Here is an 11942-nt window from a genome sequence, read left to right on the forward strand (position 1 = left end):
TGATCCTTTCCGAAAATCGGTCCGATTTTCGGGGTCATGCGCTGGGAGACAACAGATATGATGCCATCGGCGCATTTTGCCGACCTCGAGGGAGCCTCGGTGCTGATCACCGGCGGCGGTTCCGGTATTGGTGCGGCACTGACCGAGGGGTTTGTGCGCCAGGGCGCCAATGTCGCCTTCATCGACATCGCCGACGGCCCCAGCACTGCCCTTGCCGATCGCATCGAGAAAGCGTTCGGCCGCCGCCCGCTGTATCTCAAGACCGACCTGCGCGACGTCGAGGCCTTGCGGACCTCGGCAGCCAGGGCGGCCGATGCGCATGGCGATGTCACCGTGCTGGTCAACAATGCAGCGCTTGACGAGCGCCACGCCGTCGAAGACGTGACGGTGGAATTCTGGGACAACAACCAGGCGATCAATCTCAGACCGCATTTCTTCACCGCTCAAGCGGTGGCGCCGGGCATGAAGCGGGCCGGCGGCGGCTCGATCATCAACTTCACCTCGACGTCCTATCTGATCAACCACCCCGACATGCCGGCCTACACCGCCGCCAAGGCCGGTATCCTGGGCCTGACCAAGGGGCTTGCCGGCAAGCTCGGCGTCGACGGCATCCGCGTCAACGCCATTGCGCCCGGCTGGGTGATCACCGAGCGGCAAAAGGAGCTCTGGGTGACCGAACAGGCGCTTGCCGCCCATGTCGCCAAGCAGTGCATCAAGCAGGTGATGCAGCCCGACGACATCGTGGGCACGGTGCTGTTCCTCGCCTCGGATGCCTCGCGCATGCTGACCGCGCAGATGCTGATCGTCGATGGAGGTTTCCTGTGAGCCCAGGGTTTGCCGGCAACGCGCCAGCGGTAGCCGCCGTCGACTGGGGCACGACCCGCATGCGGGTCTGGCTGATCGGCAAAGACGGCAAGGTTCTTGCCGAACGCCGTGGCGACGATGGCCTGATCACCGCCCAGCAAAAGGGCTTTTCGACCATTCTCGAAGGGCATCTGGTGGCGATGGCCGCGCCGCAGGCGCTGCCTGTCATCGTCTGCGGCATGGCCGGCTCTCGCCAGGGCTGGCTCGAGGCACCCTATGTCACCGTTCCGGCGCCGCTCAGTGCCGTCCTGGGGGGTGCCGCGCGGGTACCCGGCCAGCACCGCGACGTCCGCATCGTGCCTGGCCTCGCTCAGCGCCAGATCGATGCGCCCGACGTCATGCGCGGCGAGGAGACCCAGCTTGCCGGGGCCGGCCTGCCGGCCAAGGGGCGCCAGCTGGTCTGCATGCCCGGCACCCATTCGAAATGGGTGCTGGTCGAGGACGGCGCCGTTGCGGGTTTCGGTACCTGGCCGACCGGCGAGCTGTTTTCGGTGCTTGCCGCCCACTCGATCCTGCGCCATTCGCTCGGCGAACATCCCAAGCCGGTCACCTCGGACAATCCATTCTTCCGCAGCTGGTGCGAAACCGCACTGGCCGAGGCCGGCGATGTCACCTCGAGGCTGTTTTCCATCCGCGCCGCCGGCCTGCTGCAGGATCTAAAAGCCGATGATGCCGCCGCTTGCCTGTCCGGCCTGCTGATCGGTGGCGAGATCGCCTCGGCCAGCCGCCGCCATGGCGCCGGCGCCGAACCTGTCGTGCTGGTGGCGTCCGGTGCGCTTGCAGCACTTTACCAGGCCGCCCTCGGCCTTGCCGGACTTAAGGTCCGCACCGTCGATGCCGACGAGGCGGTGCGTGCAGGTCTCATCGAAGCGGCACGCGAGAACGGCATGATCGCCAGAACCGGAGCAGCCCCATGAGCCTGACCGCACCTTTCCCGAAGCTCAAGCGCGGCCTGGTCGCCATCCTGCGCGGGCTCAAGCCGGTCGAATCGATCGCGATCGGCCAGGCGCTGTTCGACGCCGGCATCGAGGCCATCGAAGTGCCGCTCAACTCGCCGGAGCCGTTTTCGTCGATCGCCCGCATTGTCGAAGTGCTGCCGAAAACGGCACTGGTCGGTGCCGGCACGGTGCTGACGCCTGCCGATGTCGATGGCTTGCACAAGGCCGGCGGCCGGCTGCTGGTCAGCCCCAACATCGATGCCGAAGTGATGGCGAGAGCGATGCACTACGGCATGGTGACGATGCCCGGCGTGTTCACGCCCACCGAAGCCTTCCAGGCGATCCGGCTCGGCGCTTCGGCGTTGAAATTCTTTCCGGCGAGCGTGCTCGGAGCGGCAGGCATTTCCGCGATCCGGGCGGTGCTGCCGGCACAGACATTGGTCGGTGCGGTCGGTGGCGTTTCGGAAAAGGACTTTGCCGGCTACAAGGCTGTGGGCGTGACGGTCTTTGGACTTGGCTCCAGCCTGTTCAAGCCTGGCATGAGCGTCGACGACGTAGCGGCACGCGCACACGCCGCCGTCGCGGCCTGGGATGCAGTGTTCGGAGAAGCATGATGAGCGAGGTTTCGGTTTTTTCCGACCACATCTGCCAGCTCGGCGAAGGGCCGAGCTACGATCCCGCCACCGATGCGCTATTCTGGTTCGACATCGTCAACGGCCAGCTTCTGGAAAAGCCGGTGGCCGGCGGCGCATTGAAAATCCACGAGCTTGGCCAGATGGCAAGCGCCATCGCCATCATCGACGACCAGCGCCAGCTGATCGCCACCGAGACCGGCCTCCATGTCCGCGACGTCGCGACCGGCACCATGACGCTGCACACGCCGATCGAGGCCGACAATCCGCTGACGCGTTCCAATGATTCCCGCGTCCATCCCTGCGGTGCCTTTTGGGTCGGCACGATGGCCAAGGACGAGGGCAAGGGCGCGGGCTCGATCTACTGGTTCTTCAAGGGCGAGCTGCGCAAACTGTTTTCCGGCATCACCGTGTCGAACTCGATCTGCTTTTCCGAGGACGGGACGATCGCCTATTACACCGACACCGCGACCGGCCTTTTGATGCGCGTCGCCTGCGATCCGGCGACTGGCCTACCGGTTGGCGAATCGAATGTGTTCGTCGACCACCGCTCGTCGAAGGGCTACGTCGACGGCTCGGTCGTCGACCGTGACGGCGTGCTGTGGAATGCGGTCTGGGGCGGTAAGGTGGTGAAGGCCTATTCGCCCAGTGGCACATTGCTGCGCGAAATTCCCATGCCGGTGACGCAGGCGTCCTGCCCGGCCTTTGTCGGCGCCAAAGCCGACCGGCTGGCGGTGACCTCGGCCTGGAAGGGCAAGGACGACAAGCAGCGCAAGCTCGATCCGCAGGCGGGCATGACTTTCCTGCTCGACGTCAAGGTCAACGGCCGCTTCGAGCCGCGCGTGCTGATCGCCTGATTGAACCGCGGTCGGCCGGTGCGTTATCACGCAACCGTCCGACCCGGTCGGTTTCGCGGCAGCCGATTGCGCCTCCCATGCGATGTTAGGCGATGCCATCGCTGGAAAACCATGCAAATCCATGACGAGCCAAAAGCCAAAACTGATCCTCGTCCATGAGCCGGAAAAAGCCTGCCACGACCGTCTCGTCGCCGACGGTCATGCACCGGAGCGTGCCGCCGAAATCGCCTCCTATCTGGCGCAGTCGACCGATCTCGCCCATGAATTCGATGCGCTTGCCGCTGCCTGCCAGGCGCGCGGCCTGTCGTTCACGCCGGTGGCGCTCGACGATGCCGCAGGCGTGCTCGCCGGCGAGCATCCCAGCACGACACTAGTGTGGACGCTGACCGACGGCATCGCTTATTTCCGGGGCGGTGCCGCACCCGCCTTGGCGAGGCTCGGCGGGTTCAAGACGATCGGCGCCGACGATGCGCTGTTTGCGCTTTGCCAGGACAAGTTCCGTTCCGGCGCGGTGCTTGGCGCGCTCGGTCTGCCGGTGCCGCAAGCCGGTCTTGCGCGCGACGGCAAATGGCTGGTGGAGCCGCCTGCGTCGGCCGCCGGCTGGTTCGTCAAGCCCAACCAGCTAGGTGCCAAGATCGGCATCTGGGCGGATTCGCGCATCAGCGATCTCGGCCACGCACTGGAGCTTAGCCGGCGTGTCTTTGCGGCCTATCGCGACGATGTCGTCGTCCAGCCCTATGTTGCCGGCCGCAACGTGCGCGCCAGTTTCCTCGGCCTGGTGCCGGGCGCCGGGGTCGAAGCGCTTGGCGTGGCCTTTGTCGATTCGGGCACAGATTTCCAGACCATGGCGGACAGCCGGGCGCTTTACGGCGACACTGGCGAGGCGGCGAAGGCGGCCGGACACTATGCCGAACCGGAGCTCGTTGCGGTCGCCGACAGCCAGCCGATCGCCGACGCCAGGGTTCGCGCGATAGCCGAGCGGCTGATGAGCGGGCTTGGGCTGCGCGACGTGTTTTCCATCGACCTTCGCATCGAGGCCGACGACACGGTTCACCTCATCGAGTTCGAGGTCTGCCCCGGCCTGCCTTGCTTCGATTTCCGCGCCTACTGCCGCCAGCAATGGGATCTCGAGCTTGCCGACGCCATGGCCGAAACCGCTGCCAGCCGGCTACTCGGCCAAAACCACCATATTTGAACGCGCGGCGGCGCATCCGGAAATGCTCGGAGCCCCGCCACCGGGCGCAAGCGCCCGCGACGAGCGCCCGACATGACATGACAGCCCAAGGCGACCCGCTATCCCGGCATTCGCTCGAATTTCTGCAACGCGGGGTCGATCGTGTCCCATGCATGGCCGCGGATGGCGTATGTGACCACCTGCGGGTCGAATTGGCCGGGGTCGTCAAGGCTGGTCGCGTTGACCGCAATCAGGTCCGGCATGGCGATGAATGTCAGGTAGACCGGCGTTCCACAGGTCGGGCAGAAGGCGTGGATCTTTTCGTTGCCGCTGTCGCCTCTCACGCGCCAGGTGGTCGCCTCGCCTGCGATTTTCATGTCGGCGCGCCGTCCGAAGGTCAGATAGGATCCGTGGCCGGTGCCTGCGCGCTTCTGGCAGTCGAGGCACTGGCAGTGGTTCTGGAAGATCGGCTCGCCGCTGGTTTCATAGCGGATCGCGCCGCATGCACAGCCACCGATATAGCGCTTGGTCATTGTCGTTCTCCACTGGCCTGGTTCTGCATGATATCGCAGGGCATCAGGCCGATTTCGGCTTGGCGAAAAGGTCGATGCCGCTGCCGGTTTCGAGGAAGGATTTCATGCTGGACAGCACGGCCGGCCATCCCTGGCTGACGCCTTTCGCCATGCCGCTGCCGGCTTCGAGTTCGTCATGGGTGACGGTCAGTCGCACCATGGTGTCGTATTCCTCGATGCCGAACGTCACCCGGCTGTATTGTGAGGGATCGTTGGCTTGCGAAGCGTTCGCCCAGGTGATGACGAGACGGGTCGGCGGCGAGATCTCGACGACCTTGCCGACGAGTTCGACGGTCCGCTCGTCATTGGCGCGGATATGCTCCCATGTCGATCCCGGCTGCCAGTCGGAGACGTTCTCATGGCCCCAGTAGCGTTTCGCTATGTCAGGCCGGGTTATGGCCTCGAACACTTTTTGCGGCGTCGATTTGATGTAGGTCACGTAGACAAAGCTGGTCGTCTCTCTGGTCATTGGTCCTCTCCTTCGAGTTCTTGCTTCAGATCGTGCAGCAGACTGAGCCGCTGCCGTTCGAACTTCCGCACCCACCGCTCGTAGACTTCGTGCAGCGGCACGGGGTTGATAAAATGCAGTTTTTCCCGGCCGCGCTTGACCGTGCTCACCAGGTTCGCCGCTTCCAGCAGGTCGATGTGCTGGGTGGCTGATTGCCTCGCCATGTCCAGGTTTTCGCAAAGCTGACTGAGCGTCTGCCCGTTCTTCTCGCAAAGAAGGTCAAGCAGCCTTCTGCGTGTCGGGTCGCCCAGTGCCTTGAAAACCTTGTCAGCGTCCATCAGCCTCACTCGTTGGTTTGTGAGGTGTAATATGCAGGTAAATACCTGCATGTCAATGGGCAACCAACCCAGTCGCATTCACCTTGGACGAAAGCGACTTTAGCTCGGCAGTCGATTGTTGGATGCGCCGGCCGCGTGGCGGTCGCTGTCGAACGGCTCCGCCCGGCTGTCGGCCAGGGCATAGCGAAACTGCCTAGCCTTCAAGCATTAGCTGACTGGAAGCTCGGCTTAGCGGGGCGGAGCCAAGGGAACGGGGCCGTCAGGACTTCGTCTGACGCGCCGCCAGGCTCTGGTCGATGGCCTCAGATGCCTTCGACGAGAACGATCTCGCCGTCGGCGACCTTCTGGCGGATGGCGACCGCGCGCTGGTATTCCGGCGAGTGGTAGCAGTCGTGCGCCACGGCGAGCGATTCGAACTCGATGATGACGTTGCGGGCGCGCCCGACACCCTCGGCCAGCTCATGCGCACCGCCGCGCGCCAGGAATTTCGCGCCAAAGCGGTCGAAGGCCAGTTTCGAGGCGGCGACATACTCCTTGTAGCCTTCGGCATCGCGCACATCGACGCGGGCGATCCAGTATCCCTTGGGCATTCCTCTTCTCCCTGTTCCTTACGCTGAGCGCATTTCGGCGATGATCGCTTCGGCTGCTTCTCGCCTGTTGGCCGACGCGACGATCGGCCGGCCGACGACGAGATGGCTGGCGCCGTTGCGGATCGCTTGTGCCGGCGTCACCACGCGCTTCTGGTCGCCATGGTCGCTGCCCGCCGGCCGGATGCCGGGCGTCACCACCGCCATGTCGGGCCCGACGATGCGGCGCACCGCTTCCGCTTCCGCGGCCGAGCAGACGATGCCGCCCATGCCGGCATGCAGCGCCTGTTCAGAGCGCCGCAGCACCAGCGTATGCGGGTCGTATTCATAGCCGACGTCGATCATGTCCTGCTCGTCCATCGAGGTCAGCACGCTGACCGCCAGCAGGCAAAGGCCGCTACCCCTGGCCGCCTCCACCGCCGCCGCCATCGCCTTTGGATAGGCGTGGATGGTCAGCATGGTCACGCCCATCTTGACGATGTTCTCGACGCCCTTGGCCACCGTGTGGTCGATGTCGAGCAGCTTCATGTCGAGGAAGATCTTCGTTCCGCCGCTGGCCAGTTCCCTGGCAAGGTCGAGCCCGCCGGCAAAGGCCAGCTGGTAGCCTATCTTGTAGAAGGAGACGACGCCGTCGAGTTCGCGCACCGCCCGTTCGGCCTCCCGCACGGTCGGCACGTCGAGGCCGACGATCAGTCTTTCCTGCATGGATTTGGCCTGTATCGATGGGACCATGGATTTTGCCCGCATGGAATCGGCGATCACGCCTCGATCCGGGTCGACAGCATGCGCGAGGTTTCGATCAGCGTGCGGCATAGGTGCTCCATCGATTTGTACAGTCTTTCGTCGCGGAAATTGCCGCCCTCGTCGAAGGCGCTGCCGCCCTCCGGCACCGAGCATTCCGGCGTCACTACCTCCATCTGGCAACGCACCAGCACGGCGCGCAGATGGTTGATGCAGCGGATTCCGGCAAAATGCCCGTTGGAGGACGAGCAGAGGCCGGCCACCTTGCCGGCCAGTGGCCTGACCGTCCGGCTGCCATCCCTGCGCACCCGGCTCACCCAGTCGATCGTATTCTTGAGCAGCGGCGGGATCGAGCCGTTATATTCGGGGGTGGCGATCAGCAACCCGTCATGGGCGATGACCAGACGGCCGAGTTTCAGGGCGTTTACGGGAACGCCCTTTTCCTTTTCCAGATCCTCGTCGAGGATCGGCAGGGGATAGTCGGCGAGCGAGATGCGGGTCACCTCCGCGCCTTGCATGGCGAGCTCCTTCTGCGCCACGTCGGCGGTCCTGCCGCTGTAGGCGCCGCTGCGCACCGAGCCGGCGAAGACGAGGATTTTCGGGATCACTGCCATTGGCCAACCTTGTTCCCGGACAGGTACAGCCAGAGGCGGCTCAAATCAACGCACCTGCCCAAAAATCAAGGTCGAAATGCAGGTCGCCCTAATGCGCCTCGCGCCGGTAGATCCACAGCTGCGTCGGCGGGATGTTGCGGAAGATGAAATCGAAATGCTTAACCGTGTAGTCGCCACGGCCGGCCGGGATCGGCGACATCGGGCCATAGGTCAGCTGCACGATCGGCCGTCCGGCCGGAATACGGTCGAGCAGGCTCTCGATATAGGCGATGCGCTGGGCCACCGGAAAATTGAGCAGCGGCACGCCGGAAACCACGGAATCGAAGATCATCCCGCTCTTCTCGCCAAGCGTGGCGTTGAGGTTGAAGGCATCGCCCTCGATGACGTTGACGCCGGGATAGAGTTGCCGCAGGTGGCGGACAAAGTCGGTGGAGTATTCCACAGCGTAGAGATTTTCGGGCCGCACCCCCTGGGCCAGGATGGCGCGGGTGATGACGCCGGTACCGGGACCGACCTCGAGCACCGGCAGGCCGGATTTCGGATTGACGATCGAGGCCATCTTGCGGGCGGTGATCGAGCTGGTCGGCACGATCGAGCCGACCGTCTTCGGCTTGTCGATCCAGCCCTTGAAGAATTTGAGCTCGTCATCGAACTTTTCGGCAAGCGCCTTGCGCAGTCCGGGACGTGTCATGCAAGCTCTCCTCAGCACTCCCCCCAAATTACTTAACATCTGAGCAGCGCAAGGCAAGGCGTGGTCAGACGCATGTCGTGGATAAGATAAGTTTCGTCGCGTCTCAAGACGCGACGCATTTCACGAAATCACGCGGCTTGCCTTGAATTCCCATCAGCGCTCGCCGAAGGATTCGAAGAAATCCTTCATGCGGGTGAAAAAGCCACTCGATTGGGGCGAATTGTCCTGCGAGGAGAGCTGTTCGAACTCCTCCAGCAACTCGCGCTGGCGGCGGGTGAGGTTCTGCGGCGTCTCGACCGCTGTCTGGATGTAGAGGTCGCCGACATTGGGCTGGCGCAGCACCGGCATGCCCTTGCCCTTGAGCCGGAACTGGCGGCCGTTCTGTGTGCCTTCCGGCACTTTCACCTTGGTCTGCGTGCCATCCAGCGTCGTCACCTCGAAGGAGCCGCCAAGGGCGGCCGTCGTCATCGAGATCGGCACCTTGCAATAGAGATCGGCGCCGTCGCGCTGGAAGAATTCGTGTGGCTTGACCGCCAGGAAAATATAGAGGTCGCCCGACGGCCCGCCGCGCAGGCCGGCCTCGCCCTCATTGGCAAGGCGGATGCGGGTACCGTCCTCGATGCCGGCCGGGATGTTGACCGACAGCGAACGCTCTTCGGTGACGCGGCCCTGGCCGGCGCATTTCGGGCACGGGTCCTTGATGGTCTGGCCGCGGCCTTGGCATTGCGGGCAGGTCCGTTCGATCGAGAAGAAGCCTTGCGTGGCGCGCACCTTGCCGTGGCCGTTGCACATCGAGCAGGTGACAGGCTGGGTGCCCGGCTTGGCGCCGCTGCCCGAGCATTCCGAGCAGGAGATCGATGCCGGCACGCGGATCTGCGCGGTCTTTCCCGCGTAGGCTTCCTCCAGCGAGATTTCCATATTGTAGCGCAGGTCGGCGCCGCGCTCGCGGCCGCCCGACGAGCGGCGCTGGCGCCCGCCCATCATGTCGCCGAAAATATCCTCGAAAATGTCGGCGAAGCCGCCGGCGCCGAAGCCTTGCGCGCCGCCATTCATGCCACCCTGCTCGAAGGCCGCGTGGCCGAAACGGTCATAGGCCGCGCGCTTTTGTGGGTCCTTCAGCGTCTCGTAGGCTTCGTTGATTTCCTTGAACTTGTGCTCGCAGGAATGATCGCCGGGATTGCGATCGGGATGGAACTGCATGGCGAGCTTGCGGAAAGCGCTCTTGAGCTCCTTCTCGTCGGCGCCTTTCTGGACGCCCAGCGTTTCGTAGAAATCAGCTTTCATTTTTTCCCGCAGTCCGGATGTTCAACGTCTTGATGCACTTGTTGCGTCGTTTGCCGGCACGTTGTCTCGATTTAGGAGCGGTGCTGCCCGGATGCTAGGGCCGGCGCGGTTCTGTCCGTGTTTTTCAGCGATTTTTTCCGCCAGGGTTGCAAAAAAGCCCGGCCTGCGCCGGGCTTTTCGCTTTATCTTGCCGTCAAACGGTTCAGGCCGACTTCTTCTTGTCGTCGTCCTCGTCGATTTCCTCGAAATCGGCATCGACCACGTCACTGTCCTTGGCGGCATCCGCCTTGGCGTCGGCTTCCGCCGCTTCCTTCTGCGAAGCCTCGTACATGGCCTGGCCCAGCTTCATCGAAGCCTCGGCAAGCGCCTGCGACTTGGCCTCGATGTCGGCCGCGTCATCGCCTTCGGCCGCGGCCTTCAGCGCCGTGATCGCATCGGCAATCGCCGTGCGGTCGGCTTCCGAGACGTTGTCGCCATATTCCTTCAGCGACTTCTCGGACGAATGCACCAGCGCCTCGGCCTGGTTGCGGGCCTCGACCACCGCACGCCGCTTCTTGTCGCTCTCGGCATTGGCCTCGGCGTCCTTGACCATTTTCTCGATGTCGGCGTCCGAAAGGCCACCCGATGCCTGGATGCGGATCTGGTGCTCCTTGCCGGTGCCCTTGTCCTTGGCCGAAACGTTGACGATGCCGTTGGCGTCGATGTCGAAGGTGACCTCGATCTGCGGCACGCCGCGCGGCGCCGGCGGGATGCCGACCAGGTCGAACTGGCCAAGCGCCTTGTTGTCGGCGGCCATTTCACGCTCGCCCTGGAAGACGCGGATGGTCACGGCGGACTGGCTGTCCTCGGCCGTCGAGAACACCTGGCTCTTCTTGGTCGGGATCGTCGTGTTGCGTTCGATCAGCCGCGTGAACACGCCACCCAGCGTCTCGATGCCGAGCGACAGCGGCGTCACGTCGAGCAACAGCACGTCCTTGACGTCGCCCTGCAGCACGCCGGCCTGGATGGCGGCACCGAGAGCGACGACCTCATCCGGGTTGACGCCTTTGTGCGGCTCCTTGCCGAAGAACTGCTTCACGATCTCCTGGATCTTGGGCATGCGGGTCATGCCGCCGACCAGGACGACTTCGTCGATTTCGCCAGCCTTCAGGCCGGCATCCTTGAGCGCCGCCTTGCAGGGGTCGATGGTGCGCTGGACGAGGTCGTCGACCAGCTGCTCGAACTTGGCGCGCGTCAGCTTCAGCGTCAGGTGCTTCGGCCCGGTCGCATCGGCGGTGATGAAGGGCAGGTTGATCTCGGTCTGCGTCGTCGACGACAGCTCGATCTTGGCCTTTTCAGCCGCCTCCTTGAGGCGCTGCAGGGCCAGCTTGTCGTTCTTCAGGTCGATGCCCTGTTCCTTCTTGAACTCGGCCGCCAGGTACTCGACCAGGCGCATGTCGAAATCCTCGCCGCCGAGGAAGGTGTCGCCATTGGTCGACTTCACCTCGAACACGCCGTCGCCGATCTCGAGCACCGAAATGTCGAACGTGCCGCCGCCAAGGTCATAGACGGCAATGGTCTTGCCATCCTTCTTGTCGAGGCCGTAGGCGAGCGCGGCCGCGGTCGGCTCGTTGATGATGCGCAGCACTTCCAGCCCGGCGATCTTGCCGGCGTCCTTGGTTGCCTGGCGCTGGGCGTCGTTGAAATAGGCCGGAACGGTGATGACCGCCTTCTCGACCTTCTCGCCGAGATAGGCTTCCGCCGTTTCCTTCATCTTCTGCAGGATCATGGCCGAGATCTGGCTGGGCGACTGCTTCTTGTCGCCGGCCTCGACCCAGGCATCGCCGTTGTCGCCCTTGACGATCTTGTAGGGGACAAGCTTCTTGTCCTTCTCCGTCACCGGATCGTCATAGCGGCGGCCGATTAGGCGCTTGACCGCGAAGATGGTGTTTTCAGGATTGGTGACCGCCTGGCGCTTGGCCGGCTGGCCGACGAGACGTTCGCCGTCGCCACTGAAGGCGACGATGGAAGGCGTCGTGCGCGCGCCTTCCGCATTCTCGATCACCTTCGGCTCTTTGCCATCCATGATGGCGATACAGGAGTTGGTGGTGCCGAGATCGATACCGATTACTTTTGCCATTTTTCTAGTCTCTCCGCTAAGCAGGCTCTCAGGACCCGTACAGGCGTTCCGACGAAAGCCCCTGTTCACAAGAAATTCCGTTC

At 63.9% G+C, this 11942-nt stretch carries 14 protein-coding genes; 5 read left to right on the top strand and 9 right to left on the bottom strand.

Annotated features, from left to right (window positions below):
* Positions 1–57 precede the first annotated feature (57 nt).
* The 5 genes from AC1DZU_RS00865 (at position 58) to AC1DZU_RS00885 (ending at position 4486) form a co-directional block, all read left to right on the top strand.
* On the top strand, positions 58–825 hold the full coding sequence (locus tag AC1DZU_RS00865) for an SDR family NAD(P)-dependent oxidoreductase (RefSeq protein ID WP_477280871.1): 768 nt from the start codon (positions 58–60) through the stop codon (positions 823–825).
* Positions 822–1781 (top strand): 2-dehydro-3-deoxygalactonokinase, encoded by a 960-nt coding sequence (locus AC1DZU_RS00870; protein WP_477280873.1) that lies wholly within the window; start codon positions 822–824, stop codon positions 1779–1781. The genes AC1DZU_RS00865 and AC1DZU_RS00870 overlap by 4 nt, the downstream gene beginning before the upstream one ends.
* Positions 1778–2416, top strand: a complete 639-nt coding sequence (locus AC1DZU_RS00875) for a 2-dehydro-3-deoxy-6-phosphogalactonate aldolase (RefSeq protein ID WP_477280875.1) — start codon at positions 1778–1780, stop codon at positions 2414–2416. Before AC1DZU_RS00870 ends, AC1DZU_RS00875 begins: the two co-directional genes overlap by 4 nt.
* The gene (locus AC1DZU_RS00880; RefSeq protein ID WP_477280877.1) at positions 2416–3291 is read left to right on the top strand and encodes an SMP-30/gluconolactonase/LRE family protein; all 876 of its coding nucleotides are present in this window, start codon (positions 2416–2418) and stop codon (positions 3289–3291) included. The genes AC1DZU_RS00875 and AC1DZU_RS00880 overlap by 1 nt, the downstream gene beginning before the upstream one ends.
* A gap of 121 nt (positions 3292–3412) precedes the next feature.
* Positions 3413–4486 (top strand): D-alanine--D-alanine ligase family protein, encoded by a 1074-nt coding sequence (locus AC1DZU_RS00885; RefSeq protein ID WP_477280879.1) that lies wholly within the window; start codon positions 3413–3415, stop codon positions 4484–4486.
* A gap of 98 nt (positions 4487–4584) precedes the next feature.
* Here AC1DZU_RS00885 and AC1DZU_RS00890 read toward each other — a convergent pair whose 3' ends face one another.
* The 9 genes from AC1DZU_RS00890 to dnaK form a co-directional block, all read right to left on the bottom strand.
* Positions 4585–4998 carry a GFA family protein gene (locus AC1DZU_RS00890; protein WP_477280881.1) on the bottom strand — a complete coding sequence of 138 codons (414 nt, stop codon included), beginning with the start codon at positions 4996–4998 and terminating at the stop codon, positions 4585–4587.
* Between the two features lie 43 nt (positions 4999–5041).
* Complete coding sequence (locus AC1DZU_RS00895; RefSeq protein ID WP_477280883.1) at positions 5042–5506, bottom strand: SRPBCC family protein; 465 nt, start codon at positions 5504–5506, stop codon at positions 5042–5044.
* Positions 5503–5823, bottom strand: coding sequence for an ArsR/SmtB family transcription factor (locus AC1DZU_RS00900; RefSeq protein ID WP_095084355.1), 321 nt, complete (start codon positions 5821–5823; stop codon positions 5503–5505). Before AC1DZU_RS00900 ends, AC1DZU_RS00895 begins: the two co-directional genes overlap by 4 nt.
* A gap of 302 nt (positions 5824–6125) precedes the next feature.
* Entirely contained in the window at positions 6126–6413 is a 288-nt protein-coding gene (locus AC1DZU_RS00905; RefSeq protein ID WP_477280885.1) for a DUF1330 domain-containing protein, read from the bottom strand.
* Between the two features lie 18 nt (positions 6414–6431).
* The gene (gene pyrF, locus AC1DZU_RS00910) at positions 6432–7142 is read right to left on the bottom strand and encodes an orotidine-5'-phosphate decarboxylase (RefSeq protein ID WP_477280887.1); all 711 of its coding nucleotides are present in this window, start codon (positions 7140–7142) and stop codon (positions 6432–6434) included.
* Positions 7143–7168: 26 nt separating this feature from the next.
* Positions 7169–7765 carry an NADPH-dependent FMN reductase gene (locus AC1DZU_RS00915; RefSeq protein WP_184872867.1) on the bottom strand — a complete coding sequence of 199 codons (597 nt, stop codon included), beginning with the start codon at positions 7763–7765 and terminating at the stop codon, positions 7169–7171.
* Between the two features lie 88 nt (positions 7766–7853).
* Positions 7854–8456 carry a phospholipid N-methyltransferase PmtA gene (gene pmtA / locus AC1DZU_RS00920; RefSeq protein WP_111545316.1) on the bottom strand — a complete coding sequence of 201 codons (603 nt, stop codon included), beginning with the start codon at positions 8454–8456 and terminating at the stop codon, positions 7854–7856.
* A gap of 153 nt (positions 8457–8609) precedes the next feature.
* Positions 8610–9740, bottom strand: a complete 1131-nt coding sequence (gene dnaJ / locus AC1DZU_RS00925) for a molecular chaperone DnaJ (protein WP_184872869.1) — start codon at positions 9738–9740, stop codon at positions 8610–8612.
* A 202-nt stretch (positions 9741–9942) separates the two neighbouring features.
* Positions 9943–11859: a molecular chaperone DnaK gene (gene dnaK, locus AC1DZU_RS00930; protein WP_477280890.1), complete on the bottom strand. Its 1917-nt coding sequence runs from the start codon at positions 11857–11859 to the stop codon at positions 9943–9945.
* Between the last annotated feature and the right edge of the window lie 83 nt (positions 11860–11942).

The sequence above is a fragment of the Mesorhizobium sp. P2_A12 genome (assembly GCF_056405075.1).

Excerpts from the sequence above, each read along its gene's own strand:
- AC1DZU_RS00865 (WP_477280871.1), top strand. The coding sequence starts at position 58 with ATGATGCCATCGGCGCATTTTGCCGACCTCGAGGGAGCCTCGGTGCTG.
- AC1DZU_RS00875 (WP_477280875.1), top strand. The coding sequence starts at position 1,778 with ATGAGCCTGACCGCACCTTTCCCGAAGCTCAAGCGCGGCCTGGTCGCC.
- AC1DZU_RS00880 (WP_477280877.1), top strand. The coding sequence starts at position 2,416 with ATGAGCGAGGTTTCGGTTTTTTCCGACCACATCTGCCAGCTCGGCGAA.
- AC1DZU_RS00885 (WP_477280879.1), top strand. The coding sequence starts at position 3,413 with ATGACGAGCCAAAAGCCAAAACTGATCCTCGTCCATGAGCCGGAAAAA.
- AC1DZU_RS00890 (WP_477280881.1), bottom strand. The coding sequence starts at position 4,998 with ATGACCAAGCGCTATATCGGTGGCTGTGCATGCGGCGCGATCCGCTAT.
- AC1DZU_RS00895 (WP_477280883.1), bottom strand. The coding sequence starts at position 5,506 with ATGACCAGAGAGACGACCAGCTTTGTCTACGTGACCTACATCAAATCG.
- AC1DZU_RS00900 (WP_095084355.1), bottom strand. The coding sequence starts at position 5,823 with ATGGACGCTGACAAGGTTTTCAAGGCACTGGGCGACCCGACACGCAGA.
- AC1DZU_RS00905 (WP_477280885.1), bottom strand. The coding sequence starts at position 6,413 with ATGCCCAAGGGATACTGGATCGCCCGCGTCGATGTGCGCGATGCCGAA.
- pyrF (WP_477280887.1), bottom strand. The coding sequence starts at position 7,142 with ATGGTCCCATCGATACAGGCCAAATCCATGCAGGAAAGACTGATCGTC.
- AC1DZU_RS00915 (WP_184872867.1), bottom strand. The coding sequence starts at position 7,765 with ATGGCAGTGATCCCGAAAATCCTCGTCTTCGCCGGCTCGGTGCGCAGC.
- pmtA (WP_111545316.1), bottom strand. The coding sequence starts at position 8,456 with ATGACACGTCCCGGACTGCGCAAGGCGCTTGCCGAAAAGTTCGATGAC.
- dnaJ (WP_184872869.1), bottom strand. The coding sequence starts at position 9,740 with ATGAAAGCTGATTTCTACGAAACGCTGGGCGTCCAGAAAGGCGCCGAC.
- dnaK (WP_477280890.1), bottom strand. The coding sequence starts at position 11,859 with ATGGCAAAAGTAATCGGTATCGATCTCGGCACCACCAACTCCTGTATC.